Raw genomic sequence first — 18,352 nt, forward strand, 5'->3', positions numbered from 1 at the left:
TTATGAATAGCAAAGTATTTACTCAATCTAAGTCTGCCACTTTATTTACAAAAGAGGCAAATTTAGCAGTCTATGAATCACTAAATTTTAATGATCGACAGGATTTCTTAGATGCAAACCGCGGTTTTATTGCACCGTTAGACTCTACCATCATTAAAGATCATTCTGGGGAAGTCGTTTGGGACATCGATCAGTTGGAATTTCTTGACGACGCTGCTCCAGAAACAGTGAACCCGAGTCTTTGGCGAAATGCACAATTACAGGCTATATCCGGTTTATTTGAAGTGGTGGAAGGTGTTTATCAAGTTCGTGGACAATCAATCGCCACAACCTTCTTTATTGAAGGAAAACAAGGAGTTATTGTTTGTGATACATCAGCAAGTACGGAAACGGCGACAGCTGTAATGGAATTATATTATAAACATCGTCCAAGAAAGCCAGTTTCAGCTATCATTATCAGTCAAAGTCATGCGGATCATTTTGGGGGAATTCAAGCCGTTCTAAAATATGCGGCAGATCCGGCAATTCCAATTATCGTACCACAACATTTTACAAAAGAAGCCTTAAGTGAAAATGTTCTTTTAGGTACAATCATGGCGCGCCGAGCAGAGTATCAGTTTGGTAAAAATATACCAGACGGTGAGACGGGCTCTGTTTCTATAGGTATTGGTTCTACAATGAGTTCTGGGAGTATGAGTTTTGCGCTGCCAACGTTTGAAATAGAAAACGAAATCCAAACGATGGAAATTGATGGAGTAACTTTTAAATTTTTGTTAACCCCAAACACAGAAGCACCGGCTGAAATGCATTTTTATATCACTGATTACAAAGCTTTATTTGTTTCAGAGAATGCTAATCAATTGATGCACCAAATTTATACGGTAAGAGGAGCTAAAACTAGGGATGCCCTGCATTGGGCAAATTCACTCGATAAGACGATTGATTTATTTGAACAAGAAGAGATTGATGCCTTGCTCATGATCCATGCATGGCCTGTTTGGGGCAAAGATCGGGCTTTAGGACATTTGAAATTGCAGCGCGACTTATACAAATATATGCACGACCAGACGGTGCGTTTAGCGAATCATGGTTTAACGATGGAAGAAATAGCTGAAACCATCAAACTGCCAAAATCATTGGATATGTATTGGGGGAATCGCGGGTATTACGGTACATTAAAGCATAATTCAAAGGGGATTTACAATTTTTACTTAGGCTATTATAGTGCACATCCATCTGATTTAGATCCATTACCACAAGTGGAAACGGGTCTTAAATATGTAGAATACATGGGTGGAGCAGCTGCTATTTTGGAAAAAGCAAAAGCTGACTTTGAAAATGGGGAATACCGCTGGGTAGCTCAAGTATTAAAAAACGTCGTAATGGCCGATCCGGATAATACAGAAGCCAAACATTTATTGGCCGATGCCTTTGAACAATTAGGTTACCAAGCGGAATCAGCCAATTGGCGGAATATTTATCTTGTTGGTGCTACCGAACTAAGAAATGGAATGATTAACGATCATGCCCCATTAGATGTTTCTGGAATCGTTCACCATATGCCAGTAGATGATTTCTTAAAGTTGATGGCGGTTAAACTAAACGGACCAAAAGCAGATGGGAAAAAAATAACGTTGAATGTAACTCTATCAGATTCTAACCAAAAATATGCAATTTATATAGAGAATTCCGTTTTGATTTATAAAGAAGGCATGGTAGACGCAAACCCAGATGTTTCATTAATTCTTGATCAATTAATATTCTATGGAATTGGAATGGGTGTTCTTTCACCTGAACAAGCAGTTGCTTCAGGTAAATTATTGATTTCTGGTGACCAAACGAAACTGAAACAATTTTTATCACTATTTGATGAGTTCGACCGTTTTATCAATATCGTAACACCATAGATCGTACTAAAAAATGGATGTACTTGAGGAAGGGCTGAAAATTGGATGAAACGTTGGGCGAAATGGATTATTTTACTTGCACTGTTTATCATGTCAATTGTTAATTTTGCTGATAAGTCCATCACAGGATTAGCCGGTATCCATATTATGAAGGATTTAGACCTCACCTCAACTCAGTTTGGAATAGTAGCTAGTAGTTTTTTTTGGTTGTTTTCCATAGCTGGAATCATAGGAGGTGCTTTGTCGGATCGGTTGGGCACAGGTAAACTACTAGCGATTATGGCGATTATTTGGACAATCGCACAATCGATGGTGCTGTTTGTATCAAGTTTACCATTATTGATAGTTAGTAGAGTATTACTAGGAGCTGGGGAAGGTGCTTTTTCTGCAACGGCAGTAAGTCATATAAGTAAATGGTTTAAACCAGAGTCACGTGCTTTTGCGATATCGATTATTAATTTTGGTAATGTTGTCGGAATCGCTGTAACAGCACCGATAATGGTCTTTCTAATTTCCTCTTACGGGTGGAAACAAGCATTTTTTATTTCTGGTATTTGTAGCTTTCTTTGGTTAATAGCTTGGCTATGGTTGGGACGTCTTAGACCAGATGATTCATTTGAAGAAGAGGGAAGTAGTCAGGAAAACAAACAAGAGAAAAATGTGAAAGAAGTGTGGAGGGCTTTAAAATCTCCAATCTTTATTTTAACAATCTTAGTTGCATTTATTGCCTATTCTATTATTGTCTTTGGTCTTACCTTTAATCCTGCATATCTTATCAAAGTAAAGGGATTAACGGAACAACAGGCAGCAAATGTAATTGCAATCTCCGGATTAATGGGGGCACTTTTAGGTATATTCCTTGCTTTTTGTTCCGATCGTTTATACAAAAAAACTCAAAGTTTATGGACGTCGAGAATTCTATTTACTGGTATTTGTGTCATTCTTGCAGGGAGTTTTTACGCGCTTTATCCTCTCGTGAATGGATATGGTTCTATTATCATCATCCTTTCGCTAGTCAATGCATTAGTTGTCACCATTAACACACTAAATCCGGCTTTAGTCATTAGTTTACTCCCCGAACGGAGAGGTGTGATGGCAGGTAGTTATTATGGAATTATGTCTTCAGCTGGTATTGTTGCTCCTCTTATTTTTGGAGAGCTCATTCAAACTTTTGGTACAAACCCAGCAGGAGGTTATGATGTATCCATTTATGGAATGTCTGTTGCTATGGTGATTGCAGCTATACTTGTATTCCTTTTCGGAAGACCCAAAAAACGAGTATCGGCGGAGAATGATCATAAAATAGTGAACCTCTAGTGGCAATTGGATTTATTAATTTTTATAAAAGGTGTGAGTATAATGACAGCAAAAAAAGAGAATCAAAAAGAATCATTGAAAGAAACGAAAACACGAAAAAAATTACAAAAGGCAGATGAAACAGTAGAAACTGTAAATGAATCTGCGGCAGCGGAGAATCACGTCGAGAAAATGACGATCGATGGGGAAAATGTAGAATCGCTTTCTAGCCTAGACATGCTCTGGAATTCTAAATTTCAAGAATTAGATGAATGGGCAAAATGTGCTGAACATCGTGATGAAGTCTTCTTAAGTGAGGTGAGACGAATCTCTAATAGATTCCAGCGGAGTCAGGCGAATCTAAAGTCAATAACAGAGCAATTTACAAAGGAAGTTACTCAATGGGAAAAGACTGCTCGAGATGAATTTTTAATGTCAACAACCCTGCTGCAGCAATTCTTTCCAAATAGATCTTATGAAGAAATAAATGCGCAATTTGATCATATTCAAAATTCACTAGTATCTCTTCTAAAAACTCCAAGTCAAACCATTTCAAGCTGGAAGAACATGGAGAATTTCGTAGAAATGATTGATCAATCAATTGAACTTAGAAAAAAAGAAAGATTGCAATATATCAAAAGTATTAAACAAGCTGCAAATCCGTTCTATGAATATCAAAAAGGATTTGTCAATCTATTTGCAAAACAATTCAAAGAACTGATCTTCCCGCTAAATAAATATATGGAAGAGACGGAAGAATCTTAATTTAAGGAGAGAAACAGAATGTCAAATGAAAAAAATTATGATCCTTTTTTGGGATTAAACCAATTGAGTGAAATGTGGGACAAACAAATTACCGGCCTTTTATATAACTTAGCGAATAACAATGAATTTGTTCGCACAGCGAGTAATGGATTAAACACCTATTCAATGTACTTGGAAAAAGTAAGAAAGAACCAAGAGCTTTTTGCCTCTCTGATGAATATCCCGACAAAGAAAGATGTAGCGAATGCTGCAAAGCTATCCATTCAGACAGAGGAAAAAATTGATATGTTAGAAGAACAAATTTGGAATTTACAAGACAGTGTAGGCTCCATTACGAAAGCTAATGTAGAAATGTTTGAAGAGGTAATAAATATTGTCATGCAAATGAAGAATGAATTCCAAAAAATTGCCCAAGAGGTGACGGAAACGAAAAAAATAAGAGAAGACCTTCAGGAATTACGGAAAGAAATAGACAGAGGTCTCAGCGCATTAGTGAGGGAAAAAACGAAAAAAGAATCGGATAAAAAGCAGGATAAAGAGCTAGTCCTCTCCGGCAGTAACAAATAACATTAAAGAGAGCAGTGAAAATAATGAAAACATTAGGAGCAAATCTTTTTCCAAATCTAGATGTAGAAAAAGAAACGAAACGTTGGAAACAGCTTTATAAAATTATGACCGAGCCAAAGCCAGAAATTATTCCAACACCGAGGCATGCTGTCTGGAAGAAAAATAAAGCTACCTTATGGTATCATCCTGCAAAGGAAAAAAGACATGCCATCCCAGTATTTTTAGTCTACTCTCTATTAAATAAGGTGTACATTCTAGACATTGGTGAAGGAAACAGCGTTGTAGGCGGACTTACCGAGCGTGGCTATGATGTCTATCTATTAGATTGGGGTTCCCCTGGACTTGAGGATGCTGATATCACACTGGACAACTATATCATCGATTATTTAGAGAATGCCCTTAAGCGAGCGTTAAGACATTCAGGTGCAAAGGAAATATCCCTTGCCGGTTATTGCCTAGGTGGAACCATAGCAGCGATTTTGGCTTCTATAACAGAGCTGCCGATTAAGAATTTATCTCTTGCAGCCGTCCCAATCGATTTTAGTATTGGCGTCCTTCCTGATAAATTGCTGGAAGGACTACAAACAGGGGAGCTAAGTGTGGACGGTTTTGCCGATGCCCATGAGACCATTCCTTCAGAACTGCTGTATTTGATGTTTAGGATGCTCTCACCAGGTGATGGAAGTACTAAAATCAATCTGTTTACCCGTGCACATGATGAGAAATATGTAGAAAAGTGGCGCCGTATGGATAAGTGGACGAAGGACACATCTTCATTTGCCGGTGCTGCTTTCAAACAAATGTTTAATGATCTCTATAAAAACAATAAACTCTTAAAGGGAGAATTGGTGATTGGCGGTAGGAAGGTGGATTTAAAGAATATCAACTGCCCGCTTTTTGTCTTCTCTTGCTCACGTGACACACTTATATTAGAAAAGCAAAGTCTACCGGTGATGGACCTTGTATCAAGTAAGGATAAAACGTATGAGGTTTTTGAAGGTGGACATGTTTCACTGGTCTTGACCGGGGTATTCGCTGAAATTTGGGATAAGTGGCTCTCAGCTCGATCACAGTAAATTCAGGAGGTCTTTGTTTCGGACTAATAGTGTTTATAAAGGGGATTTTATCATTAATGAAAGCTTTATATAGAATAGAAGAGTCACCAGGAGAAAGTGTAAAGTGTTTGTTTCTGGTTTATTTTCTCAATTAGTTTTCAGATTTTTATGCATCTTTCATTTATTTTATTCATGAATCCATAAGTATTCATGGTTAGAATAGTAGACTGCCAAACGCTCAATCATTGAATGATTATTCATTCAGTGATTGAGTTGTTTTTATATTTAGGGAATTAGTAGAATTTTTACTTCTTGATTTCAAAATTTTCAAAAGAGTATGTTAAAATGAAAATTATAACTGTAAAGTTGCAAGTAGAGTGCACAATACAACAGATGTGCTAGTAAAAAATAGAAAAATACATAGCAGTATATGTTAACTATTTATTATCCGATTGAGCACAATCTAAGGGGTTGGGTAAAAAATGAGTTTTAAGCAAATTCACATAAAGAATGCTTTTGAATTATCGAAGGAAAAAGTCGTCAATGAATTTTATGAACGAATTATTACCATCCCGATTGAAGCAAGGACAAATTTGAAAAATGAACTCATTACGATGATTGGTGAGGAACGAACAAGGGGAGTGTTTATTCGCTATGGCTGGCATTGCGGTGTGAGTGACGCGGAAAAAGCAATGTCGCTGGAATGGGACGATCAGATAGATTTGGCACTAGCAGGTCCTAAATTCCACATGCTGCATGGTTATTTAGATAAAGTAGAGATTATGGAAATGAGCTTTGACGAGCAAAACAAGTGCAATTTTATAGAAGTCCTTTGGGTGAATACGTTTGAAGCTTCTCAATATTTAAAAGCCAAAGGCCTAAGTAAAGAGCCTGTATGTCATAACCTATGTGGTTATGCAAGCGGTTACTTATCAAAAGTCCTGCAACAGCCTATCTTGGTAAAGGAAGTTGAATGTCGTGCGATGGGTCACGAGCAATGCAAATGTATTTGCATGCCTATTGAAAAATGGGGGGAAGAAATAACGAGTGACCTTAGTTACTATCAAGCGAATAGTATGATTCAGGAACTAGATGAAGTTACAGCAAAGTTAAAAATTGAGCGGGACCATTTAAGTAAAGCGAGTGATATACACCGGCAATTAATTGGGGAACTGCTGTCGAACCAAGGAATACAAAAAGTGGCTGATATTTTATTTGAAACGACGGGTTTAACCGTTTTTATTGAAGATGAATACAATCAAATCATTGTTAAATCAGGAAACCTGCAGGAACATCTTACTTTACAGACATATAGAGATTCGACCACTACATTTGTCCGTTATTCAGAAAAACTTTCATTGCTGCGTACCCCCATTTATTATGGACAACAAATCAAAGGCTATTGTTCTTTCGTATATACAGGAGAGAATCAACCTAATGAACTAGATTATATGATTATTGAAAATGCCGCCATAACGGCTTCGCTTATATTATTCAATGAAAGTATTAAGATTAATACGGAACAAACGATTAAACGAAGCTTTCTAAATGATATCTTAGAAGGCCGGTTAGCAAAGGAAGAAATGTATAAAATCGCCTACTATTTGAAATTCAATCCTTCCTCGACCTATTGGATGCTTACCTTAGAACGATTTGTAAACGAATCGAACATTGAAAATGAATTAGCTTCTAATGAAGAAATGATTGGTCATATCCATCAATTTTTAAAAGAACGCAACATCAATTCTATCGTTTCGCAAAAACTCAACAAAATTATTATTTTAATGGAGTACCCGACTTTTGAAAAAATACATCTTTCACAGTCGTCGTTCATTGACCAAATGTTAAAACATTGTTCACGACGCTTCCCAAAATATCGGATCGCTGTCGGTGTAAGTTCTGTCATTCAAGAGTTTACACAAACGGTCACCCTATACAATGAAACATTGGCGGCATTACGTGCAACAAACCATCGAAAAAATGTCTATTACTTTGAAGAACTAGGAATTGAAAGCGTTTTATTCCAACTGCAGGATGATCTGTTGATTGAACGGTTTGTTAATCAACATCTTGGCAAGTTGTTAGAAGCAGATAGTGATGACTTTGAATTAATTAGAACGTTATTTGCCTATATCGATAACGGAAGCAGTATAAACAATACAGCGAAGGAATTATCCATGTCGATAAGCGGATTACGCTATCGCCTGGCCAAAATTAGCGAGATTTTAAACCATGATCTGAATGATACACAATATGCCTTCACACTTTACCTAGCAATAAATATTTTAAAAGCTAAAGGAAAAATTGAGATTTAACTATGTAAAGGGTTCCGTTTTCGAATGCTTCCAAATAAACGATACAAGAATTGACGTATGAATTGGCATACGTCTTTTTCTATATTTATCAAGGGTTTTTCAGAATTGCTTTGACAACAATTGACATGGTTTTTATGTTTGACAATAAGTATTGCAATTAATAAAGAGTGCCAAAACTAATGTCAATCTCAGTGCTGTTTTGTGTACCAGTTTTAGAAATCCTTCTTCAACTAACGATGCAGTTTAGTTGAAAAACGGTGTTTAACTTGTGTTAAACAATCGGGCCATTTAATGGAATAAAACTTCTGAATAAAAGGGAATATTAAATGACAAATTGTATCTTGTGGGGGCAACTATGATTAATAAAAGAAAGGCTTTATCATTTAGTATATTAGTTATACCTTGGTTAACTACTCCATTGCTAGGGAAAAATTCTTTTGTTCGCTTTCTTCCAGTAGCAACTTTTATTGGTTATGTCTTTAGTTTGTTAAGTGAAATTGCTGATAGCCGTAAGTGGTGGAAAGTAAAAAATGCTTTATTTCCAAATTATCGTTTAGATTTCTCATACCTTTTAGGTTTATTTTTTATAACAACTATTTGGGTTTTTAAATTAACGTACGGTAACTTTATAAAATACATAACATTAAATGCTGTACTAGATTATCTTCTCGCATTCCCTATCGCAAAATTTTTCACAAAAGTTGGAGTATTCGAATTCAAGAAAATGCGCCCAAAACATTTTTACATATTGTCAGTTGGAACAGCAATCGTTATTTATATTAATCAATTATTAGTGGAACGAACTATTGTAAAAGAGGTAAAGAAATATTAGAAGATGTAATGTTTTTTATGCCCCTTATAAACTTATTAGGGATTGGAGTTATATTAAGCTGTAGAAGAGATTGTGAAGGAATTAACTTAAACTATCATATTAAAGATGGGATGGCTGCGGCGATCCTTTTTTTATTGCACTAAACCAGCTATTTTTAGGATCAATAAATTGCTCTATCTCCCCAACGATCTTTTCACCGATTAATGAGACAGTTAAGAATATCCAACTAACAGAGGCTTATGTTAAAGGTGGGATGGCAGCAGCGGTCCCATTTTCTAATTGTGCTAACGAAGCAGGTTAATTAAAGAAAGGGAAGGATTTCTTTTTTTCTGTTAGGACATTGAATTTAAGTCCTCGATGTGCTTAATTTCGTTTTTATTTCACAAAATAATTAAGGTAAATTCTATTTTTCTTAGTAAAACAACCATTCAGCTAAAATATGTTATGCATACACTATGAAAAGGTTGTTTTAATAATGTTTGAGTATATATCCATAAATCAATTGAATATAAGGAAACTGTATACCATTAAAATTTCAGGCAAGGGGGATTGGAAGTCATTTGCGATAATCAAGGTGAAGTTAATGATATAACGAAAAAACAGTTTTATTCCTTAAATACTTACTTATCTGAACAAGAAATAACATCAATAAATTCATGGATTCTAAATATAAAAAATGAAGACGTTCACCAAAAAAAACAGCAAAGGAATAGACATGTAAAAAGAGCTATAAAAACTATGGGATTAAAATATAATAAAATTGGCAATGGTAAGACAAGAATTGTCTTTGATCTTGAAAATGGATATGTACTAAAGGTTGCCCTTAATTGTCATGGCATATGGGGCAATGAAAAAGAACATAAATTATTCTTTAATTCACCTTCCCACATACAAAAACATTTATGTCCCGTAAAGGATTTTGGTTACGGATGGATTATAATGAAAAAAATGACACAGCCACCGTCAAAAAAGGATTACAGTGAGAAATTATCACTTTTGATTAAAAAATTTAAGGAGAATCGAATTGAAGCAAAAGATATGAGAAAAAATAATCTAGCACTTTCTGAAAATGGGGAAATAATAGTGATTGATTATGCGATGTTTGATGTAACTGGTGATTAACAAACCTTATTATTCTTGTCCGAGTTCGCCATCTTCATTCCCTTACCCACTCCCATCATCATTATCAGAATCGAAAAAATCATTAATTTTTGTGATAAAAGTTGTATCTTGGTGTTCAAGATAATTTTAATGTAAAAAGTCTTGTAAGGAAAAACTTTCTAATATTTGTTCCTTGTCCCTAATTCGAAGTAACATTGTGAAGAATTGTACTAAAACTAAAGGGTGCTTTAGTAAAAGTTGATGATCGCTGCGGCGGTCTTTTCTTGTTGTTGAGCTAAAGGGGCAGATTAGTAAAATAAGGAAACTTTAAACATAGTTGTTCGTAGTAATTATATATACGATCTATTTCGGAGGGACATTTATGTTTAAAATCAACCCCCAGTGTTCTTATTGTGAAAAAGAAATAAAAGGGAATGAAGTAGTATTTGTGAAAATGAGGTATCCAGAGAGAAAAGGGATGACCGAGATAAAAGCCTTTATACAATATGAAGGACAATTAATTTGTGAAGAATGCTTTAATAAGAAATCTAGCTAACAAAAATACCCCAACAACCCCTATGTATTGGGATGTTATAAAAGGGCAATTACGTTATTTGAAACTTTGCATCCTCCAATGGAAGATATTTTTGTCGTGATCGATGTAAATGATTTTGATAAGGGCAAAAACATTAGATACCAGTTAAAGAACTTTTCTCGCTATGTTGAAAAATCATTATTGTTAAGGCTGAAACATCAAACGATACCTTATATATCCCCTGAGGACAATGAAGAAGGTACATATAAAACTCATAGATTTTCTTTATGCTGCAAAACATCTGATTTTAAATACGTTCCATTATTAAAAGCAATTTGTAATCAAGACTTGGGATTGAAACCTAGTATTTTCCATAGAGTTTACTTCATAAATATCAATAAGAAAACTATATTACACGTTTACGATGACAGAGGTTGTGATTTATTAGCGACATCCCCCGAAACAATTAGACATATTTATGAAGGCTACAATGATTGGATTTTAGATTATGATAGGAATGATATAGACAAGGTATTTAAATAAAGGGATTTAGTTGGAGTTGCTTGTGGCAACTCTTTTTTATTAACCAAACGGGGCAGGTTACTTGAAGAAGGATTGTTGAATATAACTGCCGAAATATTTAACTTAAACGATGAGGACTATTAGCTTCTTAATGATATTTAAGAAAGAGATGAAAATATGGATACTCCAATTTTGTTTTATAAAATACATCAAGGTGAAGTTGACCCTATTGATTATATAAATTGGGCGTTAAAGATGTTGGAAAATAATAATGATTCGTTTTCTTTGAACATACTTTCATCTCTAAGCGAACCACTCAATATTTTTGAGGTAGAAGATTATTTTAAAAGGACGTTAAGGGAATTAAAAATGCAAGAACCTACTTTTGAAGAGTGTGCTCAATATTACATTCAGCAGTTAGCAAAAAGGATACCTGAAGAAGAAAATAGTGCAATTGATTTAGCTTATAAGATTTATGAAATAGCTCGTGAACTTGATAATTACGATGGTCTAGAAGAATGGTACAACATTAGTGAAATGATAGATGATTTTCGATATGGAGATAATATTTCACACTTAAGTAAGGTTGCTTTAATTGTAACCATTGCGAAAGAAGTCAAGAAGCTATTAAGTAGGAATAGAAACTAACTTCGTAGCTATCAGGGCTTTGTACCAAGTTAAATTAACGATTTTTTTCAGTTGTTTATCTTATAATTATATATGGTGAGTAAAGTACAATATGCATTTTAATCAAAGAAAGATGTGGGGTTAATTGAACTTTGAATGGAAAATAAAAGCCATAGTTCAACAAGTGGATGGATTACCCAAAAAAGACTGTGTAAATGTATTGGAATATTTAGAACATAGCGAGTGGGGAGTTGCATTAGAACATCTTTGTGCAACCATTTATGAGGAAAATATCTACATACCAGTGTCAGTCCTTGAACAGATTAAGGAAGTATCGATTCAAATGGGGATATGGAAAGAGATTAGGGAACAATTAAACGACTTATATCAATAAACCACCTTATTAAACTAACTGGGTGCGATTCTTCAATAATGGGGGTTCGCATTTCTTGTTCGACTATCGGGGCAGTTTAGTTGAACAAGAGTTACGAAAAGTCTTACTGTTTTTATGTCTATGTTTGAACCATATTTCGACAAAAAAGGAAGTGTCACTTAGACGCTTTAAAGAAGGAGAGCAACATATGAAAATCTATTGATCTAGATATATTATCAAAAATTTCAGCTAAAACAGGTAATACCTTAAAAACTAAGGAAAGATTTACATTTATGATTGATTCTTCATCCTTTAGCAGTATCTTTTATTACCCGTTCAATGATTGGATTCCAAATCCATCCCGTCATCTTCACTACTATGCTTGTTAAACTTCCTAGTATCGAACTGCCTAAAATATCCAAAGGGTAATGTTGTCCCATCCAAATTCGAGAGAATCCTGTTAGAATAGCGGCAAGGTACATCATACTACCTAAGAAACGCTTATAAAAAAAGACAGAAGTTGCCGCCGTAAATGCTAGAGTGGTGTGTTTACTTGGAAATGAAGAGCTCTTTTTTGATGGAAATGGGGGTAATAAATGGACCCAAAGGTTCAAAAAAGGGCGAGGTTTAAAATAAAACAGTTTAATCAATTTATTTAAAACCAACGATAATCCAATGGAAATGATAGTAAATAAAGTGATTTTTTTTTGTGAGTTATTACGAAACCACATGAAGATTAATATAAATAAGAACAAAAAACGAACTTTTTGAGAGAAGTTGATCACCAATGTATCCAAAAGCTGATAACGACCAGCATATTCATTAATCCTCTTAAATATCCTGTAGTCCATTTAAATGCCTCCTTCGTTCCTATTCTTATATCAAGTATAGTTTAGCTGTTTAAAAACGATTTATGATTAACTCACCAAAACGGGTTAGGAATGATGAGAAGTTTAAAGCCCAGCTCTTATATAGATTGTGTCATTATAATGTCTTTTAATATATCCTTACAAAAAAATAATGTAGTTCATCCATCTTTGCAGCTTTCCTAATAATCATTTCCAGTTATACTTAATACTTTTTATACAGACAATACACCTGTAGTTCACTATTAAAAAAGGCGAGGAATGAAAAATGACAGTAGCGACTCAAGTAAGCCAAACTTTAGCTGGATTAAAAAGTGCACAAGCTAGCTTAGAAACATTTGCTTTAGGGACTGAAAATAAACAGGCAAAACAGTTGTACAAAAATGCTGCTCAACAAACTCAATCAATTATTGACAGCTTAGAGCCCCGTCTTCAACAGATTCAAAAAGAAGAACCTCAATACAATCAGTGAGGATTTTTCTTGGGGTTAGCATTATGCTAACCCTTATCAAATTATATTTTCTATAAAATTCCCTTACATCAATAAAAATTCTTATTTAAGGGGGATAAGGATGACTGTATATTCTAACGTAAAACAATGTTTAGCCTCGATTAATGGAATTGAAACACAACTATCAAATTTTGCATTAAATTCCCAGGATGAAAAAGCTCAACAAGCATTTCATCGGGCGATGTTATTAGTAGGAGAAGTAAAAAAAGAGCTACAAATTCGAGTAACAGAACTCGAATTTCAGGAACCTCAATATAAACCAACTTAAAGTACAAGGTGATGAATGTGCCAGACTGGATTGATGTTTTAATACGAGGAATTTTGTGTATAGTCGTATTATTTATGATGACCAAACTATTAGGTTCAAAACAGATTGCTCAACTTTCCTTTTTTGAATATATCTCAGGGATTACTATCGGGAGCGTAGCTGGTGAAGTTATTACTGGGTTAGACAAAAATATTTCACACGGAGTAATCGTAATTTTACTTTTCGGTGGTATAACTTATGCTGTGGACTTTTTTTCCTTAAAAAGCAAAAAATTTAGAGATTTTGCTGAAGGAAAATCAAATGTTTTTATTAAAGATGGAAAAGTTATGGAAGATAGTTTAAAAAAAGAACATTACACCATTGATGATTTAAATGCCTTACTTAGGAGTAAAAATGTATTTAAAGTTGCCGACGTAGAGTTCGCAGTCTTAGAACAAAACGGTGATTTAAATGTTCTTTTAAAAAAAGAAAACCAACCATTAACTCCCAAAGATTTAAATATAAAGGTTGGAAATGAAAAGGAACCTCAAACAGTCATTATGGATGGGCAAATTTTAGATAATTCTCTTGAACAAGCAAAACAGACCCGCCAATGGCTTAATATAGAATTAGAAAAACTTGGAGTAACACTTGATAATGTATTCTTGGGACAAGTAGATTCTTATGGACAATTAACAATTGATGTTTATGATGATAAAATCAATGTCCCATCGCCACAACTACAACCATTATTAATGTCTATGTTAAAAAAGAGTCAGGCTGACCTGGAATCTTTTGCATTACAAACGGATGCTGAAAATGCAAAAAAAATGTATACAAAAACTTCCAAAAAGATACAAGAAGCAATCGATTTACTTACACCTTATCTGAAAGGGTAAAAATAAAAAGGAGGGCTGAGGAATACTCACGCCCCTTACCCTTAAATAACTACTCGTTTTTAGAACCCCTGTTATTGCCTGCATCATTCCGCCAACTTCCTCGCCCACTTGGTTACCAAACGTACCGCCAGCAGCGACCTCCTGCAACAGTGCCAAGTGGTCCAAAAGCAGAACACCCACAGCGGCACCTGTAGCACCGCCTTCAATAGTACCTAATGCTTCACCAAAGTCACTGCCACCTTAGTTTGCATTTCCACCATTTCGATTGCGTTCGTTATTTTGAGTCTTCGTATTCACTCCCTTGTTTGTAATCGGGAAGAACCATATCCTAGATGCACCGTTCACGCAACATATTTTACCCAAACCGAAATGTTTTACTTACTAATCTCTATAAATAATTTTTCTCTTTGGCTAGTATCCGTAATAGGGGTTATTACGGCACATTTATGTTCTACTGTATTAAGTTATACATGTAAAGGAAACATAATCACACTTCATCTGGAAGATTGTGAAATATTACACTTAAACTATAGGGTGCTTTTCTAAAATAAGACTTTACAATAATCTTCAACATTCGGGCGCTTTTCCGGAAAGCGTCTTTTATTATGGGTTTTATGTAATTGATTAAATCTTTGATCTTTACTTTGGTTATACTCATTGATAAGCAAATTAAAGATAGGGGGCTATTTTACCTATGGAAAGAATAATATTGTGGTCACTGCTGATAATCGGGATCACACTATTGTTTTCTAGTTTAAGAAAACCACCAATCAAAAATTGGATAATAATTTTTTCATTGTCCTCTTATTTTTCAACGTTTGTTGGCGTTCTTGTTGTAGAAGAGAAAATGCTCGAATATCCAGTGAGATTTTTAAGTAACTATTTTAGTTCCAGCCTTCTTTATGAATATCTTCTATTTCCAGTTGTTTGTATTTACTTTTATCAAACGACTTATGGTTCAAGATATCTCAACATGGTTCTACAATGTATTTTGTACACCACTGTTTTAACGATCATTGAGGTATTTTTTGAAAGATATACCGAATTAATTAAATACCATACATGGACATGGATATACACATTTATCAGCACCTTTATTCTAATGATGTTTATCCGTTTTCTAATGCAATTGATAAATAGCAAGGAAAGATATATTTAAGGAATCTCCATTGCAAGGTTTACCATTCCTTTATCTATCTATTGCTATTCTTTTTATAACCAAGAGCCTTTTTTGCTCTTTCGCATTTTTCAATATTCCGCAATCAGGCGCTTTTCTTTTGTAATAAAGCGTCCTTTTGATATGCCCGTACACCTTAAGGGATTAGATTTTGTTAAGGTAAAAAAAATTGTGAAGATTTCATAGTTAATAATGAAAACAGATCATTTGAATCATCATTTTACAATAACAACCTAGCTAAAATTCCTTCTTTTAAAACAGATATTCGCCATCCAATTAACTATATAAAGAAAACATTTAATAGGAAACGTGTTAAAAACAATTTAAATTCCATATTTATCGTATGTATATTTAAAATATTCTAAATATTATAATTCATTTCAGAAGCAGTTGTTCCATAATGCTTGAAAACGTTTACTTTATTGGAGGAATGTAAATGGCAGTGAATCTATTAGAAGTGAAAAAGACTCCCAACAAAGAAGAACTTCTTAAGAAGGCAAAAGAGGTAGGATTGTTAGCAGAAAAATATGCGTTAAAGGCGGATCAAGATTCAAAACTTCCTGACGAAGTAATTGAAAAAATTAAAGAAGCTGGTTTGCATAAGCTTATGCGGCCGAAAGCCTATGGTGGCCAATACTTAGATTACTTTACCTTTGGTGAAATCATCCGCACCATCGCCAATCATAGTGTTGCAGCTGCCTGGTTAAGTTACTTCTTTGTGATTCATGAAACCTGGGTGGCGTTTTTGCCAAAAGAAAGCCGTGATGAATTATACAATCATGGCGGATTAATGGCAGATGTGTTTGCTCCTGTTGGGAAAGTAACCGATGATGGCGAAGGCTATCGCCTTTCAGGTCAATGGAACTTCTGCAGCGGCGTGCTTTGGAGTGATTGGATTGGTTTAGGCGCCATTGCCAAGTTAAAGGATGGCACAGAGCCAGAATATTGCATGTTTATTTTAAATAAGGAAGAAGCGGAAATTATCCATAACTGGGACGCAATGGGCTTACGCGGTTCAGGAAGTAACGCGGTAAAAGTTGACAACGTTTACATACCGCCGAATCGTATTTTCCATGCAACTCGTGTCATTAACGGTGAAGGTCCAGTAGATGGTAATTATGAACAGGACTATCAAATCTTCAATGTTCCCTATATCCCATGGTTTTTAATGGGCTTCCAATTTATACAAATTGGCGGCGTTGAACGACTTATTGAAATCTTCCAAGAAAAAACAGAAAACAGAATTCGCATTTTTAACCATAATGCTAATGAAAAAGAAGCGGGCAGCAGCCAGCGCGTACTGGCCGAATTAAAACTACAATTAAGCGCTTTAAAAGGCTTAGCAAATGAATATTGTGAGAGATTAACAAATTACGAGCAAAATAGCATGACAACCTTGGATGAAGAAGAACGTGAGAAATTGTTTGGTATCCGTGGGCATATAGCAAAGACAACTTCTGAGATGGCGCTCCGTATTTTGCTCACTTTAGGTGGAAACTCCGTTTTTAAAGGACAGCCTACTGAATTATTTGTACGTGATCTTATGACATCTGCTTCACATCCGACACACCATTACGAAGATGCAATGGCTTCTTACGGCAAATCAATCTTTGGCTTTAAAGGAAACCCAATTTGGTAAATTTAACTTTGGAGGGAATGTAAAATGATGAAAGAACCTATTTTTGATGTTGCACATTTGGCACATATTGAAATTTATAGTCCGAAAGTAGAAGAGTCTGTATGGTTTTTTAAAGAAATTTTGGGAATGGAAGAATCACATCGTCAAGGTGATTCCGTTTATATGCGTGCTTACGAGGATTTTTATCATCATACATTGATTATTACCAAAAATGAGGAAGCGGGCCTTGGACATGTTGCCTGGCGTGCCACTTCACCGCAGGCGCTAGAGCGTCGTGTAAGAGAAATTGAAGCGACCGGTTACGGAATCGGATGGAGCGAAGGGGATGTTGGCCATGGACCAGCGTATCAATTTACAACACCAGATGGCCATAAAATGGAAATTCTTTGGGAAGTTGACTATTTCAAACCGACTGAAGAGCAGGCAACTCCACTTCTGAATCGTCCGCAAAAGCGTCCGCGTCGCGGTGTACCAGTACGTCGCTTAGATCATGTCAATGTACTGGCGAACGAAACCAATAAAAACGTGGAGTTTTTAGAAAATGCTCTTGGATTTAAAGTACGCGAACGGATTCTTAATAATGATAATACTGATGTAGCAGCATGGCTAAGCTCCAACTCATTGGTGCATGAAGTGGCCATAATGGGAGACGCGTTAGCTGAAAAGGGAAGATTGCACCATATTTGCTACTGGTATGGATATCCTCAACATCTTATGGATGTAAGTGAATTATTGGTCGAGCACGGCTTTAAAATTGAAGCAGGTCCTGGCAAGCACGGTGTCTCTCAGGCTTACTTCCTATACGTGATCGAACCTGGGGGCAATCGTGTTGAATTATTCGGCGACACCGGATATCAAATCTTTGACCCAGACTGGAAAACGGTTGAATGGAAAGGGAAAGATTTAGAGCATGCGATTATTTGGTACGGATCTAACTTACCACAGGAGTTCTTTGAATACGGAACACCGGTGAGGAAGAAGGAAGCTGCACCAATAAAATAGATGTTCGGCAAGAGTTGAAGGTGAGCAGAGTCTGCTAACGAACGTACAAGCTCACAATGAATGAAAACGAAAAACGAGAGGAAGCTTTCAACAGTTTCCTCTATCTTTTTTTAATA

At 35.3% G+C, this 18,352-nt stretch carries 18 protein-coding genes and 1 pseudogene; 18 read left to right on the plus strand and 1 reads right to left on the minus strand.

The genetic code is table 11. The features are described 5' to 3' along the window. The first annotated feature begins 2 nt into the window (after positions 1-2). The 12 genes and pseudogenes from QNH29_RS13820 to QNH29_RS13875 all read left to right on the plus strand — a co-directional run bounded on the left by QNH29_RS13820 (position 3) and on the right by QNH29_RS13875 (position 11,916). Entirely contained in the window at positions 3-1,907 is a 1,905-nt protein-coding gene (locus QNH29_RS13820) for an alkyl/aryl-sulfatase (RefSeq protein WP_283865325.1), read from the plus strand. A gap of 45 nt (positions 1,908-1,952) precedes the next feature. Next, positions 1,953-3,224 carry an MFS transporter gene (locus tag QNH29_RS13825; RefSeq protein WP_283865326.1) on the plus strand — a complete coding sequence of 424 codons (1,272 nt, stop codon included), beginning with the start codon at positions 1,953-1,955 and terminating at the stop codon, positions 3,222-3,224. Positions 3,225-3,266: 42 nt separating this feature from the next. After that, a complete protein-coding gene (locus tag QNH29_RS13830; protein WP_283865327.1) occupies positions 3,267-3,968 on the plus strand; it encodes a hypothetical protein in 702 nt (233 codons plus the stop codon). An 18-nt stretch (positions 3,969-3,986) separates the two neighbouring features. Then, complete coding sequence (locus QNH29_RS13835) at positions 3,987-4,535, plus strand: polyhydroxyalkanoate biosynthesis repressor PhaR (protein WP_283865328.1); 549 nt, start codon at positions 3,987-3,989, stop codon at positions 4,533-4,535. Between the two features lie 23 nt (positions 4,536-4,558). Further along, complete coding sequence (locus QNH29_RS13840; protein ID WP_283865329.1) at positions 4,559-5,611, plus strand: alpha/beta fold hydrolase; 1,053 nt, start codon at positions 4,559-4,561, stop codon at positions 5,609-5,611. Between the two features lie 461 nt (positions 5,612-6,072). Then, positions 6,073-7,905: a XylR N-terminal domain-containing protein gene (locus QNH29_RS13845; RefSeq protein WP_283865330.1), complete on the plus strand. Its 1,833-nt coding sequence runs from the start codon at positions 6,073-6,075 to the stop codon at positions 7,903-7,905. A 355-nt stretch (positions 7,906-8,260) separates the two neighbouring features. After that, on the plus strand, positions 8,261-8,737 hold the full coding sequence (locus QNH29_RS13850; protein ID WP_283865331.1) for a hypothetical protein: 477 nt from the start codon (positions 8,261-8,263) through the stop codon (positions 8,735-8,737). Between the two features lie 549 nt (positions 8,738-9,286). Next, entirely contained in the window at positions 9,287-9,859 is a 573-nt protein-coding gene (locus QNH29_RS13855) for a hypothetical protein (protein WP_283865332.1), read from the plus strand. A gap of 361 nt (positions 9,860-10,220) precedes the next feature. Continuing rightward, positions 10,221-10,394, plus strand: coding sequence for a Fe3+ hydroxamate ABC transporter substrate-binding protein (locus QNH29_RS13860; RefSeq protein ID WP_283865333.1), 174 nt, complete (start codon positions 10,221-10,223; stop codon positions 10,392-10,394). A gap of 6 nt (positions 10,395-10,400) precedes the next feature. After that, positions 10,401-10,916 (plus strand): annotated as a pseudogene (locus tag QNH29_RS13865) (DUF3885 domain-containing protein); the annotation flags it as partial. Positions 10,917-11,072: 156 nt separating this feature from the next. Further along, on the plus strand, positions 11,073-11,543 hold the full coding sequence (locus QNH29_RS13870; RefSeq protein ID WP_283865334.1) for a hypothetical protein: 471 nt from the start codon (positions 11,073-11,075) through the stop codon (positions 11,541-11,543). Positions 11,544-11,667: 124 nt separating this feature from the next. Next, positions 11,668-11,916 carry a MafI family immunity protein gene (locus QNH29_RS13875; RefSeq protein ID WP_283865335.1) on the plus strand — a complete coding sequence of 83 codons (249 nt, stop codon included), beginning with the start codon at positions 11,668-11,670 and terminating at the stop codon, positions 11,914-11,916. A gap of 284 nt (positions 11,917-12,200) precedes the next feature. On the opposite strand, the gene QNH29_RS13880 is transcribed toward QNH29_RS13875, so the two are convergent. Then, on the minus strand, positions 12,201-12,746 hold the full coding sequence (locus tag QNH29_RS13880; protein WP_283865336.1) for a phosphatase PAP2 family protein: 546 nt from the start codon (positions 12,744-12,746) through the stop codon (positions 12,201-12,203). Between the two features lie 283 nt (positions 12,747-13,029). Between QNH29_RS13880 and QNH29_RS13885 the strand changes: the two genes are divergently transcribed. The 6 genes from QNH29_RS13885 (at position 13,030) to QNH29_RS13910 (ending at position 18,236) form a co-directional block, all read left to right on the plus strand. Next, complete coding sequence (locus tag QNH29_RS13885) at positions 13,030-13,233, plus strand: DUF1657 domain-containing protein (protein ID WP_283865337.1); 204 nt, start codon at positions 13,030-13,032, stop codon at positions 13,231-13,233. Between the two features lie 100 nt (positions 13,234-13,333). Beyond that, entirely contained in the window at positions 13,334-13,540 is a 207-nt protein-coding gene (locus QNH29_RS13890) for a DUF1657 domain-containing protein (protein ID WP_283865338.1), read from the plus strand. 17 nt (positions 13,541-13,557) lie between these two features. Beyond that, complete coding sequence (locus tag QNH29_RS13895) at positions 13,558-14,418, plus strand: DUF421 domain-containing protein (protein ID WP_283865339.1); 861 nt, start codon at positions 13,558-13,560, stop codon at positions 14,416-14,418. 694 nt (positions 14,419-15,112) lie between these two features. Beyond that, the gene (locus QNH29_RS13900; protein ID WP_283865340.1) at positions 15,113-15,577 is read left to right on the plus strand and encodes a CBO0543 family protein; all 465 of its coding nucleotides are present in this window, start codon (positions 15,113-15,115) and stop codon (positions 15,575-15,577) included. Positions 15,578-16,031: 454 nt separating this feature from the next. Continuing rightward, entirely contained in the window at positions 16,032-17,234 is a 1,203-nt protein-coding gene (locus QNH29_RS13905; RefSeq protein WP_283865341.1) for an acyl-CoA dehydrogenase family protein, read from the plus strand. A gap of 24 nt (positions 17,235-17,258) precedes the next feature. Continuing rightward, positions 17,259-18,236, plus strand: a complete 978-nt coding sequence (locus QNH29_RS13910) for a catechol 2,3-dioxygenase (RefSeq protein ID WP_283865342.1) — start codon at positions 17,259-17,261, stop codon at positions 18,234-18,236. Positions 18,237-18,352: the final 116 nt, after the last annotated feature.

It is taken from the genome of Neobacillus sp. DY30 (assembly GCF_030123065.1).
Lineage (GTDB): Bacteria > Bacillota > Bacilli > Bacillales > Cytobacillaceae > Neobacillus.